Source organism: Vibrio sp. 99K-1 (genome assembly GCF_013114585.1).
Taxonomy (GTDB): Bacteria; Pseudomonadota; Gammaproteobacteria; order Enterobacterales; family Vibrionaceae; genus Vibrio; species Vibrio chagasii_B.
This window is the reverse complement of sequence record NZ_VTXF01000022.1, coordinates 35528-54296: the sequence shown is the minus strand read 5'-3', so window position 1 is coordinate 54296 and position 18769 is coordinate 35528. Positions and strand designations below refer to the sequence as shown.

The following is an 18769-nucleotide window of genomic DNA, read 5'->3' as shown; positions in this document are numbered from 1 at the left end:
TAGGTTCCTATTTTAGATTCGAATCGTCATGCCATCAGACAATGACTGGCGGTAAGCCCTGAAAGCGGGAATGAAGCCGATAATTATTCCGGCAATTTGCACCAGCATAAGCAATTTCCACTCGTGTGGTGTGATTGCGGATATCGATATGTTGATACCATAACTTTGTTGCACAATAGGAGCAACTACTGCGATCAGAGCAAACAACACTGCAACGCCTAATGTGATGCCTAAGAAGGTCAGAGCACTGGCTTCACTAATCAGCAAACCAAATACATGGCGAGGCCTTGCGCCCATTGCACGCAGGATAGCCATCTCGCGACGTCTTTCTTGCAAGCTCGTTAGTAGGCTACTCAGCATTCCTAGTAAACCGGCAACCACTACAAACCCTGAAACAATGAGCAATGCTTGCTCTGCTACGGCCATCATGCCCCATAATTCATGCAGAGCAATGCCCGGCATAATTGCGCTTAACGGTTCTTGACGGTAGTTATTGATTTCTCTTTGCAGTGCGAAGGTTTGAATCTTTGAGTTCAAACCAAGCATCATCGCGGTGATTTGCTGAGGCTGGAAATCGTAGGTTTTCAAGGTTTCGGCATCTGGGGTATGCCCTAGGTTGGCACCCGACTCCCAACCAACGTGAATTGCTTCGATCGCTTCTAACGATACATGCACGGTTTTGTCTACTGGCGTTCCTGTTGGTGCGAGTATTCCGACAATCTTGAAGGGTAGGTTATCGTGTCGGCTGAACGCCACATCACTGATACCGTGTGCAAGAATGATTTGATCGCCAATCTTGTAATCTAACTTTTTCGCGACATCGGCACCAATCACCACATCAAATAGTTCATTAAACTCTTTACCTTGCTGGAAAGTAAGGGGTTGCTTACTTCCATAGCGGTAGTTTTCAAAGTAGCTATGGTTAGTACCCATCACACGGAAGCCTTTATGAGAATCACCCAATGAAATAGGGATCGCCCACTTTACGGCTTTGTGTTGGCTAAATTCTTGATAGCTTTTCCAGTCGATATTGTTGGTCGCATTGCCAATTCGAAATACAGAATAAAGCAGAAGGTTTACCTGGCCAGAACGGCCACCGACGATCAAGTCAGTACCTGAAATAGTATTGGCAAAGCTGCTCTTGGCTTCGGTTCTCACGCGCTCTACGCCGAGCAATAGAATGACAGACACTGCCACGGTAAGAATGGTCAGAATAGCTGTGGCTTTACGATTGAGTACGCTTTTTAAGGCTAAGTGAGTAATTACTTTCATACGACAACCTTAGCTTGGTTAACGGTTTTTAAATCTATGGTTCGAGTGAACAATTTTTCGAGTGTTGGATCGTGACTCACAAAGATAAGAGTAGAACCAGCTTGGTTAGCTTGTTCTAGCAACAGTTCGATAAAGGCTTCTCGGTTGTCATGATCCAATGCGGATGTTGGTTCATCTGCAATGATGATTTTAGGTTGGCCAATTAGGGCACGGGCTGCGGCGACACGTTGTTGTTGGCCAATACTCAGCTCAGTAACAGGTTTATCCATTAGGGCTTGAGGCAGCTTTAGTCGTAGTAATAAATCTTGAGCAGTGGCTTGTAGGCTGTTCTTACTTTCTGTGACTTGTTGTTTGCGAATAGTTGAGAACTGGCAAGGAAGCGTCACGTTATCGATTACTGATAGGTAAGGAAGCAGATTAAATTGCTGGAAGATATAACCTATATGGTCGGCTCTGAATTTGTCTCTTTGACGAGGTGTAAGCTGAGTCAGATCTTGACCTAAAATAGAGACTTCACCTTGCTCGGCTTGGTTGATTCCAGTCAGCAGCCCTAGCAATGTAGACTTGCCACAACCACTTGGCCCTTTTATGAAGAGGTGCTCTTGAGCTTGGATGTGCAGAGAAGGGATCTCTAGTGTTGGTGGTAATTCAGGCTTCCAACGAAAGCTAATATTTTCGAGTTTGACCACAAGTGATGAAGTGTCAGAAGACATGCGAGCTCCAATAATTAAAGCGGTGTATCTACTGGACAGCAATTAGAAGCATAAATTCCCTAGAGCACACCGATTTGAACAGCCAAGTAAGTAGGCACTTACTTGGCTGCTTATTTACGTTTAATCCGATCTAGGAGTGGTTAGAATCGAAAACTAATGCGCTCTGCGTTAAGAACTTCTTGTACTTGAGCGGTATCTGTTAGTAGGTTCACCGTCATTTTTTCAGTGTTGCTGAACTTAGAGAACCACTGAGTGTTAACTGTGTCTAGCTTAGCTACATCTGAACATTGGTAGTGGTACTCAACCGTGAACTCACCGTGGCCACCTTCAGAGTGGTCATGATCTTCATGATCGTGGTGGTCGTGACCTTCGTGGTCGTCATGATCATGTTCAGCGTGGTCATGGTCTTTGTGGTCGTCATGATCGTGCTCAGCGTGGTCATGGTCTTTATGGTCATCATGATCGTGCTCAGCGTGCTCATGGCCTTCGTGGTCGTCATGATCGTGTTTAGCGTGGTCATGGCCTTCGTGGTCATGTCCTTCATGCTCATTATGATCGCTTTCTAACGTGTTCGACACTGATTTAAATTTCAGAGTACAGTTCGCGTTGTTAAAGCTAAATAGCTCGTCTGGCTTGTTTAGTTGCGCGATAGCTTGTTCAAACACTTTCTTTTGCTCTGCTGTTTCTGGAGCATGTTCAAAGCCAACTACGTCTGCACCCGGGGCTGTCACTTCAACAAGCAGTTCTTGTCCGTCTTGAGCAATGTTTACTTCAACCTGACCATGCACGTGTGCACCGTGAGAGCGGAACTCTTCGTTAGCTAGAACATTAGTAGAGACAGTCATGCCGATAACAACGGCTAAAATAGAAGGTTTCATGTTTTTTTCCTGAATAAAGGTTAATTAAAAAGTAGTGGTAATTAAATAGTTTTGACAGGAGGAGAGCGCGCTAGATAAGCGAAATACAGGCGCTGTAGTGAGGTTACTGACTCCGTGATAACAACAGTAAACTCTGAATGAAACTCTGGAACTTGTGGTAACGAGTGCGAGGTAATGAACTGATTTATGGAAAACAGCTCACAGTGGTGTGAGGTGTGATGCTCTGGGTCAATATCCACCATATGTGTTGCTGCCAACACGCTTAGCATGAGCATAAGCCCAAGCAAGAAGCCTGTTTTTCGTTTCACATTGTTGGGTGTGTCTTGCCACATCAGGATGATTAACCACAGAATTAAAAAAGGATACTGTTATAATATAACAATATCCTTTGATAAGGTCTCGAAAAAGACGAGAATATCTGATTAAAGGCTCGCTTTAATCAATTCAATAACTTGCGTTACCTCTGATTCGTTAAGTGCGCCTTCTTTCACAAACAAGATTTTACCTTGTTTGTCTTGCACGATAATTGCTGAGCTCTCTTCTTTTAGAGCCCATGACGAAGCAACGGTGCCATTTTCATCCAAAACCATAGACGACCATGGAAATTCTTCTTTGCTGCTTTCAGCTGATGATTTTACAAAAGAGCCTGTGCCCCAAATTGCATCATCTTGGTTGATAATGGTGGTGGTTTGGTAGCTATCTTCTGAAAATTTGGATGCTGTAATTGCTGCCATCAGTGGTGCATTAAGCTCTTTAGAGCTGCTGCGGCCAGCAATCGCTTGAACGACACGGACTTTACCCAGAAGATCCTTGGTTGCCCAAGCTTGATATCCTGTAGCTCCGTCTTTTAGTACGATTTCACCATAGTTGCTAACATCAACGGCAGGAAGAGTTGAACCTACAGATAAGTTGTGAGCATTGGCGAAGAGTGGAGAGGCTGCGGCTAATAAAGCCAGTAGAGTTTTGTTTTTCATTATATTTTTGTTCCGCTTGTTGGTTTGCATTGGAAGTATAATATGAAATTTGAAAAATGCCTCTTTAACTTTTTTATCGTACGATGTAGAAATAAGTTGCAGGCTTGTTACCAAAGGGTATAATGCAACGATATCAAGATGAACAACAGATTATCTTGCTGTTTGCTAAAGGAATTAGCGATTAAATGTGCTTAGAATACGGTCGTGTTCAGGTGCGTGACAGTAGTACTCAAATGGAATTGAGGTTGTAATATGTTAAGAAAATTTTCTACTTACCGCCCACATCAGGTGGCGCGTTTCGTTAAAGTCCTATTCAAAGGCCAGTTTGCCATCGAAGGTGTCGGAGAGTTCCGTTTCGACCATGGTAAAGTGCTGCTCCCTGAAGTTTCAGATAAACAAAAGCTCACTATTTTTAAAGAAGTTAACGGCACGATTGCTGCTATGCCGATGTAATTAAGCTTTATTGATTGGTCTTGCTTCAAATAGATTAACAGCGAAAAGGGCTTCCGAATGGAAGCCCTTTTTTATGGATATCGTTTAAGGTAGTACAGCCTGACTGCCCTTTATTGTGGTGGGAAGCAAACGCCTGTTCCGCCCAATCCACAGTAGCCGTTAGGGTTTTTGGCTAGATATTGCTGGTGGTAGGTCTCAGCAAAAAAATATTTCCCTGCAGGCAGAACTTCCGTTGTGATTTCGTTGCCTAAAGAATCGGTAATGGCTCTTTGGTAATCTTGGCGAGATTGTTCAGCAATGGCTTGTTGCTCTTCACTGAAGGTGTAGATAGCCGAGCGGTATTGTGTACCTAAATCATTACCTTGGCGCATCCCCTGAGTTGGGTCATGACGCTCCCAGAAGGTCTCAAGTAGTTGTGCTAAAGACGTTTTCTCGCTATCAAAAATGACACGAACGACTTCAGTGTGGCCAGTTTGTCCGGTACACACTTGTTCATAGGTTGGATTTACTGTGTAACCGCCAGCGTAGCCCACTGATGTAGAAACCACACCGTCCAATTGCCAGAACAGGCGCTCAGCGCCCCAGAAACATCCCATACCTAATAACACTTGTTGTTGGGAACCAGAAGGAGCGGCGAGTAAGTCAGTTTGGTTAACGAAATGGCGCTCAGTAATTTGAATTGGAGCTGCATTTCCCGGTAATGCGGTTGCTGCGGAAACCAGTTGTTGTTTGTTTAGCATGTTATATTCCTTTTCGCATACGTTTACCGTGTCGGCTTTTGTAACTGTAGGCGTATTTAGCTCTTGGTTCGTATTAAATAAGTCTTTAAATTAGACCGTGTTATTACAGGATTTCTTACAGACTCAATGCCTTTTTAGCGGTATTATTTCTTTTTGATTATTAACGTATTGATAACTTCTTCACCAATTAAGCATGATAAGAAAAACTTTACCAGTTCTGTTTGGCACTCTATTGTCATCGACGCTCGCTTTTGCTGACGTTTCCCTTGAGATTAAAGGGCTTGATGGAGCGCTAGAAGATAATGTTGATGCTTATCTAAGTGCTGTGCCTGAAGAAGAATATGCGATTTCATTAAGGTTCCAGTCTCGCGTGGAATCTATGATTAAAGAAGCACTCAATGCGTTAGGTTACTACCAACCGACTATCACTTTTTCTCACTCCCAAGATGAAACTGAACTGACTGTAACTGTTGATCGGGGAGAGCCCGTTCTTATTTACGAATCAGACATCGTGCTGAGCGGGGAAGCCAAAGATGATCCAGATTTTTTAGCCTTGATTGCTAAGAGTAAGCTATCCAAAGGTTCGATTCTCAATCATGGTAACTACGACTCTTTGAAATCATCGATGCGCAACCTTGGATTAGCCAAAGGTTACTTCGACGGCTCGTATGAGCTCAGTAAGCTAGAAGTGGCTCCTGAGTTGAATCGAGCTTACATTCGCCTTCACTACAACAGTGGTATTCGTTATCACTTTGGCACTACCACGGTAACGGGCAGCCAAATAGAAGATGATAGGGTTCAATCGCTCAAGCCGTTTAAAGATGGTGAACCTTACTCGATTACTAAGGTTGGCGAGTACAACCAAAACCTGTCCAATACCGATTGGTTCTCTTCGGTTTTTGTTGAACCAGATTTAAGTCAACTGGGTGAAGGTCGAGAAATTCCAATGAAGGTTAGCCTTGCTCCTCAAGCGCGTAACCAAATTGAAACGGGTATCGGTGTATCTACCGACCTTGGCGTAAAAGGCACCCTGAAGTGGAAAAAACCTTGGGTTAATGAACAAGGCCATAGCTTCAATAGCAGCCTGTCGATTTCTAAACCTGAACAGACGATTACCGCTACCTATAAAATCCCTCTGGATGACGTGCTGAACGACTACTATCAAGTTAAGTACGGTATGAAAAACTTGGATAACCGTGACACCAAAAGTTTGGAATCGAACCTAGCGTTAGAAAGGTATTGGCGCCTTGATAATGGCTGGCAGCGCACCGTGTTCATTCGATACTTGGTTGAAAACTATGAGCAAGGTTTACAAGACGATTTGGCGCAATTCGTCTTGCCGGGTATTTCGTTTTCACGAACTCGAACTCGTGGTGGTTCGATGCCAATGTGGGGGGATAAACAAACCATCATGGTTGAGGCGGCTGATGACACCTTATTGTCGGAAACCAAGGTGGTACGTTTTCAAGGACAAACGGCTTGGATTCGTAGCATTGGTAATAACCATCGTGGTCTAACCCGCCTTCAATTTGGTGGTAACTTTGCCGATGAATTTGAGAAACTGTCTCCCTCGCTCAGATTCTTTGCTGGTGGTGATAACAGTATTCGAGGCTATGGCTATGAGTCGATCTCTCCTCGAGATGAAAGTGGTGCACTAACCGGTGCAAAGTTCATTGCAACCAGTTCATTTGAGTATCAATACCGTTTGGTTGGAAATTGGTGGGGAGCGGCTTTCTACGATATTGGTGATGCATTCAATGATACGCCAGAATGGAAGCACGGCACCGGTGTCGGTGTTCGTTGGGCATCGCCGGTTGGCCCTGTCAGTTTAGATTTTGCTTGGGGCCTAGATGCGAAGAAAGGTGACGAGTTCCAACTGCACTTTAGTTTAGGGCCAGAATTATGATCAAAGTGATGGGCAAATGCATAAAATGGACGTCGATTTTCTTGACGTCTATTTTGCTGTTGTTGATAGCCCTACTCGGTTTTGTACTGTTTACAAACCCTGGCTTAAACACTGTGTTGTGGGGCGCTGAAAAAGCTCTGCCACAACTTAAAGTGGGGAGCACAAAAGGTGCTCTGTTCCCGAACTTCACACTTAATAATGTTCAATTCAAAGATGATAGCCTCCATATCGATACCACAGTGGAAAAGCTGGTATTGGCTATTAATCCTCGCTGTTTACTCGACCCTAAGTTGTGTGTCGACCGCTTAGCGATTCAAGGTTTGGACTTCGCATTTACGGAATTACCTCCAGCTTCTGCAGAAGAGACAGAGCCGACTCCGCCAGTGACATCGCTGAAAACACCGCTACCAATCGTGATCAATCGTATTGCTTTGTCTGATATCAAACTGAATATCTTGGGTCATGAGATTGAATGGGGTTTGTTTTCAACTGCTTTGAGTATGCAGGGTGAAAAGCTGACGGTATCGCCAACCCTGTTCAATGACCTTAAAGTAAAAATTGCTGAATCGACGGAAGAACCACAGGCAGAACCTGTCGAACCAGAGCCTGCGGTGAAAACAGCAATTGAGCTGCCTGAGGTCTGGATTCCGTTACAGATTGTGTTAGAGCGCTTTGATTTAAATCACTTCACCTTAGTGCAAGAAACCCCAATTGTTGTCAATCATCTTGGACTCGAAGCTCAAGCGGGCGGGCATAAAGTGGATGTTTCAACACTTGAGCTCGATATACCGCAGGCGAGCGCGAACCTTTCTACTAAGGTTGAGCTTAAAGATGGTTATCCTTTAGAGCTTTCATTGGATGCTAAGGTGAAGGACACCGACCTTGCTGGTCAGAAGTTATCACTGAAAGCACAGGGGAGTGTGGCTAAGCTGCAGCTCGACTCGCAGTTTTCTGACTTGATAGAAGCCAAGCTCTCTGGAGAACTTCAACCTTTAGAGCCGACGCTGCCATTTGATTTACTGTTAGAAGATGGACAAGCACAATGGCCCCTAACTGGTAAAAGTGATTACCAAGCCGAAATTGAGCGCTTTAAGGCTGATGGCTCATTAGATGGCTTTAATGTTCAGCTCAAGGGCGAAGCCGATGGTAATGAAATCCCAGCTCTAGTCATCGACCTACAAGGTAAAGGTACCACTGAGCAAATAGAGCTTGAGCGACTGAAACTGAACACCTTGGGCGGTGAGCTCAATGGTGCGGTCAAAGCTAACTGGGCAAAGCTCGTTAATTGGCAAGCGGATGTGACCCTTAAAGATATTCAACCTGGTCTGCAGTGGCCAGAAGCTGAGGGCAATATTAGCGGTAGTTTAGTCACATCGGGTGAATTGACTGAGGCTGGGGGCTGGGCCATTGAGCTACCTCAGCTTGATATTGAAGGTATCTTGCGTGATTACCCGTTAGATATCGAAGGTCAGTTGTCGGCATCTGATCGCAGCGCCAGCGGTGAGCCTAAACTGAAAACCAGTGGTTTGAGTTTGGCGCACGGTGTGAACTCGATTAAGGCTCAGGGGCAGCTTGATAAACAGTGGGATATGGGTGTTGATATTTATTTCCCTGAGCTGGTGAAAAGTGTTCCTGATTTGAAAGGACAAGTGATTGGTAACATCCAACTTAGCGGTCCAACTCAAGAGCCTAAGGTCGACCTGACACTGAATGTAAATAAGGTGGACTGGAATAACGAGGCAACGCTTGAGTCATTATCACTTAATGGTTCTGTGGTCCCACTTCCGTTACCCGAAGCGCAAGCTGACCTTGCTTTAAAGGCTAAAAATTTAACTTATCAAGAACAAAACGTCGAAAGCATTGATTTGACCGTGAGTGGCGGTGAGAAAAAGCACACTGTGACTCTAGATGTGATATCTGACATTGTCTCTACAAGCCTAGCAATTTCTGGCGAGTTGATTCAGAAGCCTTCTCTCATTTGGGATGGCTCGTTAGACCGAGTAAAAGTCACCACTCAACAAGGCCCTTGGGTGCTTGATAAACCTGTCTCTATTAAGGCGGATGTCGACAATCAGTTTGCTGATGTTCAAGCGCACTGTTGGAAGCAAGCTGGTTCGAGTGTGTGTCTGGGCGAAGACATCCGTGCTGGGAAGTCGGGTGAGGCTAAGATTGCAATCAATCAGTTCGACTTCGATCAGATTAAAGCCTTTGTTCCAAAAGAGACTGAGCTACAAGGCTTAGTAAATGTTAAAGCTCATGCTAAGTGGTCGGAACAAGGCCAGCCAGAGGTAACAGTAAACCTTGATATGCCAAAAGGTCAGGCTGTACAGCAAGTCGGTGAGCCAATCACAATCGGTTGGGAGAGCATTGCCCTAAATGCTCAATTGAAAGACAACAAGCTAGATGCAGACTTCAAACTGGATGTTTCCGATAACGGTGACCTGTCTGGTACCGTGTCGCTGCCTGATGTTCTTGCACAAGATAAAATGGTCGATGCTGCGATTAAGTTGACGACCTTCCATTTGGATTTCTTACAGCCAATTTTAGGTGAATACAGCTTGTTGAAAGCCGACCTTGCGAGTGACCTGCAGGTGAAAGGTTCTTTGATGCACCCTCAAGTTTTTGGTCAATTCTCTGTGGATGGAATTCAAGTCAAAGGTGATGTAACTCCTATTGATGTGAAGGATGGCCGCATTGCTCTCGACTTTAATGGTTATAGCGCCAAGCTTGACGCTAACGTGGAAACACCAGATGGTCAGTTGGATATCGAAGGCTCTGGTGAGTGGCAAGATCTCCAAGCATGGCATTCGAATGTTAGGGTGTTTGCTGATGAGTTGATGGTGGTTGTTCCACCTATGGTCAAGGTTAAGGTCGTCCCTGATATGACCATAGACGTTACGCCTGAGCTTGCAAAAATTACTGGTGACATTGCATTACCGTGGGGCCGCATTGTCGTTGAAGACTTGCCACCGTCTGCAGTTGGTGTTTCTTCTGATCAGGTTATTTTGAATAAAGACCTGCAACCTGAAGGTGAATCGACCATTCCATTTAATGTGATGACCAATATTAATATTTCAATCGGTGATGACTTTAAATTGTCCGCTTTCGGCCTTGAAGGTGAATTGGTCGGTAAACTGAATGTGGCTCAAAAAGACCAAGGCCCGTTTGTGACGGGCGAGGTCAACATCGTTAACGGTACCTACCAATCGTTTGGACAAGACCTGCTTATCGAAGAGGGAAAAATCTTAATGAATGGGCCACCGGACCAGCCATACGTTGCGATCAATGCGATTCGTAACCCTGACAATACTCAAGATGATGTGACAGCTGGTATTCGAGTGACAGGGCCAGCGACAGAGCCAGCCATTGAGATTTATTCTGATCCTGCGATGCCGCAAGCAAATGCTCTTTCATACATCTTGCGGGGTCAAGATATTGATGGCGAGTCGAATGGCTCAATGACAACGACCTTAATTGGCTTGAGCTTAGCGAAGAGCGGTAAGGTCGTTGGTGAGATTGGTGAGGCCTTTGGTGTACAAGATTTGCAACTGGATACCGCAGGCTCTGGCGACGACTCACAAGTCACGGTAAGTGGTTACATCCTGCCTGGTTTACAGGTTAAGTATGGCGTTGGTATCTTCAATTCGCTTGGTGAGTTTACCGTTCGTTATCGATTGATGCAGGATCTCTACGTTGAAGCCGTTTCGGGTCTCGACAGCGCGGTCGACCTTCTCTATCAATTTGAATTCGAGTAGAACAGTTTGAGCTCGATCGGCAATGTTTTAGCTATTCATTTAACGCGCTTGCGTGAATGGCTTGTGGGGGGGTTATGAAGCATCTTGTTTTTGTTTATGGAACCTTGAGACAGGGTCAATCGAATCATCATTATTTGAAGGGCTGTGATTTACTTGGGCGATTTGATACTCCTGAGGAATACGCTCTTTTTGACCTAGATGCCTATCCCGCGATGATTTTTGGAAAGAAAAGTGTCGCTGGGGAAGTCTATATGATTAACGATGAAGTCTTGGCTTCGCTCGATCGGCTAGAAGATGTGCCTGTCGAGTATCGTCGCGAGCATATAGAGACTATATTTGGGTTAGCATGGGTATATTTGTATCAGCTTGATCTAACAGCTAATAAAGAAATACTTTCGGGTGACTGGTGTCAGCGGAACAATGATTCCTAACTAGTTAATCACCTTACGAGACAACAAAAAGCCAGCACTGAGGTGCTGGCTTTTTTAATGGTGTTTATTTGAGAATGAAGCGAGAGGGTTACTCTGGGTTCAGCTCTAGGAACTCTTCTACTTTACGAACCATGTTTGTTGAACCAACGAAGAAAGGTACACGTTGGTGCAGCTCAGTTGGTTTGATGTCCATGATACGTTGTGCACCGTCTGATGCAATACCGCCAGCTTGCTCCATAAGGAAAGCAATAGGGTTGCATTCATAAAGCAAACGCAATTTACCTTGAGGGTGGCTCTCTGTACTTGGGTACAAGTAGATGCCGCCTTTTAGCAAGTTACGGTGGAAATCAGACACAAGAGAACCAATGTAACGTGACGTGTAAGGGCGGTTATCGCTTGGCTCACTTTCCTGACAGTATTTGATGTACTTCTTAACACCGGTTGGGAAGCGGATGTAGTTACCTTCGTTGATCGAGTAGATCTTGCCTTCGTCTGGAATCATCATGTTTTCATGAGATAGACAGAAAGTACCCAGAGATGGATCGTAGGTGAAACCATTTACGCCAGCACCAGTTGTGTAAACCAGCATGGTTGAAGAACCGTAAATTACGTAACCGGCAGCTACCTGTTTGTGACCTGGTTGCAGGAAGTCTTCTTGAGTCGGTGGTGTTCCGATTGGAGAGACACGGCGGTAGATAGAGAAAATCGTACCAACCGATACATTTACATCGATATTTGATGAACCATCAAGTGGGTCCATCAACACGACGTATTTTGCGTTTTTGTTGAGCTCTTTATTGAAGGCAACCGCTTCGTCTTCTTCTTCACTTGCTACACCACAAACTTGGTCACGAGCTTCTAGAGCCGCTTTAAATTTGTCGTTCGCATAAAGGTCTAGCTTCTGCTGCTCTTCACCTTGAACGTTGTCTGTACCAACAGCGCCAGTAATGTCGACAAGACCTGCTTTGTTGATTTCACGGTTAACAATTTTTGCAGCAAGACGAATTGATGACAAAAGGGATGATAGATCACCACTTGCATGGGGAAAGTCACTCTGTTTCTCAACAATGAACTCACCAAGGGTGCGCATCTCAGACATGTTATTTCCTTAAACTTCTCTGAATATTAGGGGGGATTTGAGCACCATAGAATTTGCCTCTTAAGTGGGCTTTATTCATCTAGACGCTTACCTAAATTCTAAGGCTTAGATCTTTTTAATGGTAATGAACTAAGCGACACAGATCTCACTTACTATGTCGACTCAATTTGTTTTGCATTGCTGCTCGCTTTTAAGCGTCATTTAATGATAATGAGTACAAGCCGTTTTAATTAGGCACTGTTTATTTAGCCAAGCGTTTTGGAAGCAATTTATGCATATTCATATCTTAGGAATTTGTGGCACCTTCATGGGTGGTGCTGCGGTATTGGCTCGTCAATTAGGTCACAAGGTTACGGGTAGTGACGCGAATGTTTACCCACCAATGAGCACCTTGTTGGAGTCGCAAGGGATTGAAATTATTGAAGGGTTCGACCCAAGCCAACTAGAGCCTAGGCCTGACCTGGTCGTTATCGGTAATGCGATGAGCCGTGGTAACCCATGTGTTGAGTATGTTTTGGATAACAACCTTAGATACACCTCTGGTCCACAATGGCTGCAAGAGTTCTTACTGCATGACCGCTGGGTTCTTGCGGTGTCCGGTACTCACGGTAAAACCACAACTTCCAGTATGTTGGCTTGGATCTTAGAAGACTGCGGTTATGCGCCAGGCTTTTTAGTTGGTGGGGTATTGGGTAACTTTGGTATCTCTGCTCGCTTAGGTGACAGCATGTTCTTCGTGGTAGAAGCCGACGAATACGACAGTGCTTTTTTCGACAAACGCTCTAAGTTCGTTCATTACCATCCAAGAACCTTGGTAATGAATAACCTTGAGTTCGATCATGCCGACATTTTTGACGATCTTGAAGCGATCAAACGTCAATTCCATCATTTAGTGCGAACTGTGCCTAGCAATGGTCGTATTTTCTCACCCAAGCAGGATACTGCTATTCAAGATGTTCTATCTCGTGGCTGTTGGAGTGAGACTGAATCGAGTGGCGAAGCTGGCGATTGGGATGCCAAAAAACGAGTTAAAGACGGCTCTAAATTTGAGGTCTACTTCCAAGGCGAATGTGTTGGTACGGTAGACTGGGACTTGGTTGGTGATCACAACGTCAGCAATGCTCTTATGGCGATTGCTGCGGCAAGGCATGTGGGTGTGACGCCTGATTTAGCGTGCGAATCGTTGGCGAAATTCATCAATACTAAACGTCGTCTAGAGTTTAAAGGCGAGGTAGCTGGTGTGTCTGTTTATGATGATTTTGCTCATCACCCAACGGCGATTGAACTTACGCTCGGCGGCTTACGTAATAAGGTCGACTCGAAAAAAATCATTGCCGTTTTAGAGCCTCGTTCCGCCACCATGAAACGTGGTGTGCATAAAGAAACCTTGGCTGATTCGCTTAAACAAGCGGATTCCACCTACTTATTCCAACCGGACAACATTGATTGGTCGGTGCAGGATGTCGCAGATGCTTGTCATCAGCCTGCACATGTTAGTGACGATATGGATGTATTTGTTGCTAAAATTGTCTCAGAGGCGCAAGCGGGCGACCAAATTCTGGTAATGAGTAATGGTGGCTTTGGTGGTATTCACCAGAAATTGTTGGACGCGTTAGCTCTTAAAGGTTAACCCTGTCCACGACTTTATAATTGAAGTAACTGAGAACATGACAAAACACGATAAAGCGATAACTCTTGCTTTTACTGGCGCATCTGGTGCGCCTTACGGACTGCGCTTGCTTGAATGCTTGTTGGCAGCAGACTATCAGGTCTATCTGTTGATCTCGTCGGCAGCGCGAGTGGTGTTGGCTACTGAGCATGAGCTTAAGTTACCTGCTGGGCCAGATGCGGCAAAGCAAGCCTTGGTTAAGCACTTGGGCTGCGATCCAGAAAAGCTGGTGGTATGCGGCAAAGATGACTGGTTCTCTCCAGTTGCATCAGGTTCTGCAGCGCCGAAGCAGATGGTGGTCTGCCCATGTTCTGCGGGCAGTTTGGCATCCATTGCTCATGGGTTATCGGATAACCTGATTGAGCGCGCAGCAGATGTGGTGATGAAAGAGCGAGGCCAGCTGTTATTGGTGGTTCGTGAAACGCCATTCTCAACGCTACATCTAGAGAACATGCACAAGCTATCGACGATGGGTGTGACGGTCATGCCAGCCGCACCGGGTTTTTATCACCAACCTAAGTCAATAGAAGACCTGGTCGATTTCATGGTGGCGCGCATTCTGGACCATCTTGGTATTGAGCAAGGTTTAGTGCCTAGATGGGGCTACGATCAACGTAATTGATCCAAACTTGATAGCTTATTGTTAAAAATCGAATTACAATTCTGAACACTCATCGGGGAGCACACCATTCAAATAATGAATGCGAGCTGAGATCAAGCAGGTGCTTGGGACCCGTAAACCTGAACCAGATAATGCTGGCGTAGGAATTGAGTTAGGAACAACCTCTATCGTTCTCCTCCCTCAAACCTGTGCCGCTCAGACCATGGAGAGCGTCCAGTGAAATTCACATTAACTACCCTTGCTGTTACTACAGCGATCTCTTTTTCTGCCTTTGCTGCAGACGATACGTTAACCGTCTACACCTATGACTCTTTTGCTGCGGATTGGGGTCCTCGTCCTGTCGTAGAGAAAGCGTTTGAAGAAAAGTGTGGCTGTGATGTGAATTTTGTCGCGCTCGAAGATGGTGTCTCTATCTTGAACCGTTTACGCCTTGAAGGCGGCAACAGCAAAGCTGACATTGTATTGGGCCTAGACAATAACCTCATGGCTGAAGCGAAAGCGACTGGCTTACTGGCTGAGCATAATGTTGATACATCATCAGTAACACTGCCAAATGGTTGGGACGACAATACATTTGTCCCTTACGACTTTGGCTACTTCGCTTTTGTCTACAATACAGAGAAGCTAGCAAACCCACCGAAAAGTCTGAAAGAGTTGGTTGAGCAACGTGAAGACCTGAAGGTTATCTACCAAGATCCACGTACTTCAACACCGGGTCAAGGCATGATGCTTTGGATGAAATCGGTATACGGTGATGAAGCGACAGCGGCATGGAAGAAGCTAGCTCAGAAAACGGTGACGGTAACTAAAGGCTGGTCTGAAGCTTACTCTATGTTCCTAGAGGGCGAATCTGATTTAGTATTGTCTTACACCACTTCTCCGGCTTACCACATCATTGCGGAGAACGATTCTAAGTACGCAGCTGCGAACTTTGAAGAGGGACATTACACTCAAGTGGAAGTGGCAGCAAAGGTCAAAGGCAGTAAGAATGAAAAGCTTGCTGATGAGTTTATGGCGTTTATCCTAAGTGATAAATTCCAATCGGCGATGCCGACAGGCAACTGGATGTACCCAGTGACAGATGTTGAGCTACCTAAAGGTTTCGAACAACTGACGGTACCTCAGCAAGCGTTAAGCTTTAGCTCTGAAGAGATCGCCGAGAAGCGTAGGCCTTGGATTCGTGAATGGCAGAGTGCGCTTACTTTTTAATTTACTTTTAAAAGAATGAACGGCCTGTATTTAAAGCCATTCTTTATGTTTGGAATGGACTTTTTACGGTAATAATCAATTTATGATAAAGAAAACGCCTAAGGTCGGTATTTGGGTTGCGATACTCATTACCGCCTTCGTGGTTTCAGCAGTAGGGGCATTGCTTAGCAATGCCCCTTCTCTTGATATCAGCCAAGTATGGTCCGATCCCTACTATTGGCATGTAACGAAGTTCAGTTTTTATCAAGCGACACTCTCAACGGTGCTGAGTGTTGGCTTTGCTATACCTATTGCACACGCCCTGTGTCGCAGACAGTTTTTTGGGCGAGCACTACTGTTAAGGCTCTTTGCGTCGACCTTAGTTCTGCCTGTGTTGGTCGGTGTATTCGGTTTGTTAGCGATTTACGGCAACAGTGGGTGGTTAGCTAAATCCTTGGCGAACTTCGACATTGAGCTCCCATTCTCTATTTATGGCCTGAATGGTATTTTGTTGGCACACGTCTTCTTCAACCTGCCTTATGCTAGTCGCTTACTTCTGCAAGCGTTAGATACCGTGCCTGCAGAGCAGCACAAGTTGTGTGCGCATTTAGGCATGAGTCATTGGAATAAATTCAAATGGGTTGAATGGCCTCGCTTAAGACAACAGTTACCCCATGTATGTGGCTTAGTCTTCATGCTGTGCTTTACCAGCTTTGCAACTGTGATGGCGCTGGGCGGTGGGCCTAAGTCAACCACTATTGAGCTCGCTATTTATCAGGCGATTAAATTCGACTTTGATCTGCAAGCGGGGGCTTTGCTGGCGATATGGCAAATGCTGTTATGTGGCTTGTTAGCGGTGAGTATTCAGCGCCTATCTAAGCCTATCTCAGTGACGGCGAGTCAGCTGTCGGAAGAGAAGTATTTGGTTAAGGACAGCTGGTGGTCAAAAGCTTGGGATAGCTTTTGGATCATCATGGTATCAATACTCGTATTACCGCCACTGTTGATGGTGCTTGTTAGTGGTATTAACGCTCAAGCCTTGACAGTACTGAGCAGTGAGCCATTTTGGGCGGCGCTGATGACGTCGGTGAGAGTCGCTTTATTGGCGAGTGTTATTGCTGTTGGCATAGGTATCGCTATATTGCTCACGAGCCGAGCATGGCGCTTGCAAAATAAGACGATCAGAGCCGATAAAATCGAGCTGATCGGCACTATTATCTTGGTGACGCCGGGATTAGTGATCAGCACAGGTATCTTCTTATTGCTACGTTCATTTACCGATGTGTTCAGCTTGGCTTTCTTTATTGTGATTGCCGTAAATAGCCTAATGGCGCTGCCTTATGTGATTAAGACACTTGCCCAACCTATGTTGCATCTGTCTCAGCAATATCAATATGTGTGTGCCAGTTTAGGTATGACTGGCTTTACTCGCTTTAGGTTAGTGGAGTGGCGTGCATTGCGTAAACCGATGGCGCAGGCTTTCTCAATCAGTTTTATGTTGGCGATGGGCGATCTAAGCGCGATTGCCTTGTTTGGTAGCCAAGACTTTAGAACCTTGCCTTTGTATCTATTCCAATTGTTAGGTAGCTATCAAATGGAAGCGGCTGCTGTGGTGTCAGTGAGTTTGCTGTTACTGAGTGTTGGCAGCTTTAGCCTGATTGAATTTTTGTTTACTCGAAGCTCAAAGCTAAAGAGTTAAGGAACCTATGATGTTAGTGATGAAAGATGTGGATTACCACTACCACCAAGAGTTGTTTAGTTTTGATTTCCAAGCCGAGCAGGGTGATATTGTTGCTCTGATGGGGCCAAGTGGTGCGGGTAAATCAACGCTACTCGCATTGGTTGCTGGGTTTATTGAGCCAACATCGGGTGAGATTTCAGTGGCCGGCCAGTCGCTTATTGGCAAAGAAGCACATCAGCGACCTTTGGCAATGCTGTTTCAAGAACACAACCTATTTGCTCACCTCACGGTACGTGAAAATATTGGTTTAGGGTTGCATCCTGGGTTAAAGCTTACCGCAACCCAAAAGCAATCTGTGGAACAAGCCGCAGCGCAAGTTGGTGTTGCTGAGTATTTGGATCGATTGCCTGAGCACTTATCAGGCGGTCAACGCCAACGTGTCGCCTTAGCGCGTTGTTTTGTTCAGCCTCATGATATTTGGCTGCTTGATGAACCTTTCTCTGCGCTTGATCCTTTGCTGCGAGAAGAGATGCTTAGCTTAGTGAAGCGATTAGCGGCAGAGCGAAATATTACGGTTTTGATGGTGACGCACCATTTAGGTGATGCGCGTAGCATTGCGAATAAATTTGTGTTCGTTGCTTTGGGGAAGGTATTGGTTGAGGATTCAATTGAGGTACTCACTGTCGACCACCCTCAGCCAGAGCTCAGCTCGTTTGTTGGAGCTGGCGAGTAGTACTCAATGAACAACAGAATCAAAAAAGACCTAGCGTGTGCTAGGTCTTTTTATAGGGAGCTGATAACACGATGACGGATTAGTCGTCTTGTTTTAGCTCTTTCAGAATTTGGAAGATCTCACGGAAAGCCTTTGCTGGCTTGTTTGCTTTCTTCTCTTTGTTAGCTTGGCGAGCAAGTTGACGAAGACGTTGACGGTCTGCTTCAGGGTACATTTCCATGACTTCTGAAATAGCAGCATCACCTTCTTCAACGATACGGTCACGCAGTTGCTCAAGCTTGTGTAGCTCTGCTGTTGCTTGTGAGTGCTTGTTACGTACCTTGTCCAAAGCCGCTTGAATCGGCTCTGGGTCGATGTTACGCATGATCTTACCAATGTATTGAAGCTGGCGACGTTTTGCTTCGTTTTTAAAGCGCTGTGCGTCTTTAATCGCGAGTGCCAAATCTTCAGACAGAGGGAATTTCTCTAATACTGATGGCTTTAGGGTAACAAGTTCTTCCCCTAGTTTCTGTAGGGCTTCCATGTCCGTTTTCATTTCGGTTTTACTTACCCAGATGATTTCTTCTTCTGGTTCCCATGGAGCTTTTTGGTTTTTGCGAGCCATCTTTTCTGCCTATGTCACTATCTCAAACGAATATATTGCCTATTTTAGCAA

General features: G+C 45.3%; 17 protein-coding genes and 1 riboswitch. Of the genes, 9 read left to right on the top strand and 8 right to left on the bottom strand.

What is annotated here, in order from left to right; genetic code table 11:
- Positions 1 to 12 precede the first annotated feature (12 nt).
- The 5 genes from F0228_RS17490 to F0228_RS17470 all read right to left on the bottom strand — a co-directional run bounded on the left by F0228_RS17490 (position 13) and on the right by F0228_RS17470 (position 3837).
- On the bottom strand, positions 13 to 1272 hold the full coding sequence (locus F0228_RS17490) for an ABC transporter permease (RefSeq protein ID WP_008220483.1): 1260 nt from the start codon (positions 1270 to 1272) through the stop codon (positions 13 to 15).
- Positions 1269 to 1985 carry an ABC transporter ATP-binding protein gene (locus tag F0228_RS17485; RefSeq protein ID WP_061033916.1) on the bottom strand — a complete coding sequence of 239 codons (717 nt, stop codon included), beginning with the start codon at positions 1983 to 1985 and terminating at the stop codon, positions 1269 to 1271. Before F0228_RS17485 ends, F0228_RS17490 begins: the two co-directional genes overlap by 4 nt.
- Positions 1986 to 2125: 140 nt before the next feature.
- Positions 2126 to 2863 (bottom strand): DUF2796 domain-containing protein, encoded by a 738-nt coding sequence (locus tag F0228_RS17480; protein WP_061033915.1) that lies wholly within the window; start codon positions 2861 to 2863, stop codon positions 2126 to 2128.
- Between the two features lie 41 nt (positions 2864 to 2904).
- Positions 2905 to 3195, bottom strand: coding sequence for a DUF2607 family protein (locus F0228_RS17475; RefSeq protein ID WP_061033914.1), 291 nt, complete (start codon positions 3193 to 3195; stop codon positions 2905 to 2907).
- Between the two features lie 90 nt (positions 3196 to 3285).
- Complete coding sequence (locus F0228_RS17470; RefSeq protein ID WP_061033934.1) at positions 3286 to 3837, bottom strand: YtfJ family protein; 552 nt, start codon at positions 3835 to 3837, stop codon at positions 3286 to 3288.
- A gap of 252 nt (positions 3838 to 4089) precedes the next feature.
- Between F0228_RS17470 and F0228_RS17465 the strand changes: the two genes are divergently transcribed.
- Complete coding sequence (locus F0228_RS17465; protein WP_008220470.1) at positions 4090 to 4290, top strand: DUF1107 family protein; 201 nt, start codon at positions 4090 to 4092, stop codon at positions 4288 to 4290.
- Between the two features lie 110 nt (positions 4291 to 4400).
- On the opposite strand, the gene msrA is transcribed toward F0228_RS17465, so the two are convergent.
- Entirely contained in the window at positions 4401 to 5030 is a 630-nt protein-coding gene (gene msrA, locus F0228_RS17460) for a peptide-methionine (S)-S-oxide reductase MsrA (RefSeq protein WP_171731122.1), read from the bottom strand.
- A gap of 193 nt (positions 5031 to 5223) precedes the next feature.
- Between msrA and F0228_RS17455 the strand changes: the two genes are divergently transcribed.
- From F0228_RS17455 to F0228_RS17445, 3 genes are all read left to right on the top strand, one after another.
- Positions 5224 to 6936 (top strand): autotransporter assembly complex family protein, encoded by a 1713-nt coding sequence (locus F0228_RS17455; RefSeq protein WP_116871606.1) that lies wholly within the window; start codon positions 5224 to 5226, stop codon positions 6934 to 6936.
- Complete coding sequence (locus F0228_RS17450) at positions 6933 to 10691, top strand: translocation/assembly module TamB domain-containing protein (RefSeq protein WP_171731123.1); 3759 nt, start codon at positions 6933 to 6935, stop codon at positions 10689 to 10691. Before F0228_RS17455 ends, F0228_RS17450 begins: the two co-directional genes overlap by 4 nt.
- 74 nt (positions 10692 to 10765) lie before the next feature.
- A complete protein-coding gene (locus F0228_RS17445) occupies positions 10766 to 11122 on the top strand; it encodes a gamma-glutamylcyclotransferase (RefSeq protein WP_171731124.1) in 357 nt (118 codons plus the stop codon).
- Positions 11123 to 11210: 88 nt separating this feature from the next.
- Here F0228_RS17445 and fbp read toward each other — a convergent pair whose 3' ends face one another.
- Positions 11211 to 12221: a class 1 fructose-bisphosphatase gene (gene fbp / locus F0228_RS17440; RefSeq protein ID WP_116871609.1), complete on the bottom strand. Its 1011-nt coding sequence runs from the start codon at positions 12219 to 12221 to the stop codon at positions 11211 to 11213.
- A gap of 271 nt (positions 12222 to 12492) precedes the next feature.
- Between fbp and mpl the strand changes: the two genes are divergently transcribed.
- The 5 genes from mpl (at position 12493) to thiQ (ending at position 18114) form a co-directional block, all read left to right on the top strand.
- Positions 12493 to 13851, top strand: a complete 1359-nt coding sequence (mpl, locus tag F0228_RS17435; protein WP_171731125.1) for a UDP-N-acetylmuramate:L-alanyl-gamma-D-glutamyl-meso-diaminopimelate ligase — start codon at positions 12493 to 12495, stop codon at positions 13849 to 13851.
- 37 nt (positions 13852 to 13888) lie between these two features.
- The gene (locus F0228_RS17430; protein ID WP_171731126.1) at positions 13889 to 14512 is read left to right on the top strand and encodes a flavin prenyltransferase UbiX; all 624 of its coding nucleotides are present in this window, start codon (positions 13889 to 13891) and stop codon (positions 14510 to 14512) included.
- 43 nt (positions 14513 to 14555) lie between these two features.
- Positions 14556 to 14675: riboswitch (TPP riboswitch) on the top strand.
- Positions 14676 to 14728: 53 nt separating this feature from the next.
- Entirely contained in the window at positions 14729 to 15721 is a 993-nt protein-coding gene (gene thiB / locus F0228_RS17425; RefSeq protein WP_171731127.1) for a thiamine ABC transporter substrate binding subunit, read from the top strand.
- An 82-nt stretch (positions 15722 to 15803) separates the two neighbouring features.
- The gene (thiP, locus tag F0228_RS17420; protein WP_171731128.1) at positions 15804 to 17399 is read left to right on the top strand and encodes a thiamine/thiamine pyrophosphate ABC transporter permease ThiP; all 1596 of its coding nucleotides are present in this window, start codon (positions 15804 to 15806) and stop codon (positions 17397 to 17399) included.
- A 10-nt stretch (positions 17400 to 17409) separates the two neighbouring features.
- Positions 17410 to 18114, top strand: a complete 705-nt coding sequence (gene thiQ, locus F0228_RS17415) for a thiamine ABC transporter ATP-binding protein (protein ID WP_061033907.1) — start codon at positions 17410 to 17412, stop codon at positions 18112 to 18114.
- Positions 18115 to 18193: 79 nt separating this feature from the next.
- On the opposite strand, the gene yjgA is transcribed toward thiQ, so the two are convergent.
- On the bottom strand, positions 18194 to 18718 hold the full coding sequence (yjgA, locus tag F0228_RS17410; protein WP_008220444.1) for a ribosome biogenesis factor YjgA: 525 nt from the start codon (positions 18716 to 18718) through the stop codon (positions 18194 to 18196).
- Positions 18719 to 18769 lie beyond the last annotated feature (51 nt).

What these genes read in the sequence shown, in the direction of transcription:
- F0228_RS17490 (WP_008220483.1), bottom strand. Translation starts at nt 1,272, where the DNA reads ATGAAAGTAATTACTCACTTAGCCTTAAAAAGCGTACTCAATCGTAAA.
- F0228_RS17485 (WP_061033916.1), bottom strand. Translation starts at nt 1,985, where the DNA reads ATGTCTTCTGACACTTCATCACTTGTGGTCAAACTCGAAAATATTAGC.
- F0228_RS17480 (WP_061033915.1), bottom strand. Translation starts at nt 2,863, where the DNA reads ATGAAACCTTCTATTTTAGCCGTTGTTATCGGCATGACTGTCTCTACT.
- F0228_RS17475 (WP_061033914.1), bottom strand. Translation starts at nt 3,195, where the DNA reads ATGTGGCAAGACACACCCAACAATGTGAAACGAAAAACAGGCTTCTTG.
- F0228_RS17470 (WP_061033934.1), bottom strand. Translation starts at nt 3,837, where the DNA reads ATGAAAAACAAAACTCTACTGGCTTTATTAGCCGCAGCCTCTCCACTC.
- F0228_RS17465 (WP_008220470.1), top strand. Translation starts at nt 4,090, where the DNA reads ATGTTAAGAAAATTTTCTACTTACCGCCCACATCAGGTGGCGCGTTTC.
- msrA (WP_171731122.1), bottom strand. Translation starts at nt 5,030, where the DNA reads ATGCTAAACAAACAACAACTGGTTTCCGCAGCAACCGCATTACCGGGA.
- F0228_RS17455 (WP_116871606.1), top strand. Translation starts at nt 5,224, where the DNA reads ATGATAAGAAAAACTTTACCAGTTCTGTTTGGCACTCTATTGTCATCG.
- F0228_RS17450 (WP_171731123.1), top strand. Translation starts at nt 6,933, where the DNA reads ATGATCAAAGTGATGGGCAAATGCATAAAATGGACGTCGATTTTCTTG.
- F0228_RS17445 (WP_171731124.1), top strand. Translation starts at nt 10,766, where the DNA reads ATGAAGCATCTTGTTTTTGTTTATGGAACCTTGAGACAGGGTCAATCG.
- fbp (WP_116871609.1), bottom strand. Translation starts at nt 12,221, where the DNA reads ATGTCTGAGATGCGCACCCTTGGTGAGTTCATTGTTGAGAAACAGAGT.
- mpl (WP_171731125.1), top strand. Translation starts at nt 12,493, where the DNA reads ATGCATATTCATATCTTAGGAATTTGTGGCACCTTCATGGGTGGTGCT.
- F0228_RS17430 (WP_171731126.1), top strand. Translation starts at nt 13,889, where the DNA reads ATGACAAAACACGATAAAGCGATAACTCTTGCTTTTACTGGCGCATCT.
- thiP (WP_171731128.1), top strand. Translation starts at nt 15,804, where the DNA reads ATGATAAAGAAAACGCCTAAGGTCGGTATTTGGGTTGCGATACTCATT.
- thiQ (WP_061033907.1), top strand. Translation starts at nt 17,410, where the DNA reads ATGTTAGTGATGAAAGATGTGGATTACCACTACCACCAAGAGTTGTTT.
- yjgA (WP_008220444.1), bottom strand. Translation starts at nt 18,718, where the DNA reads ATGGCTCGCAAAAACCAAAAAGCTCCATGGGAACCAGAAGAAGAAATC.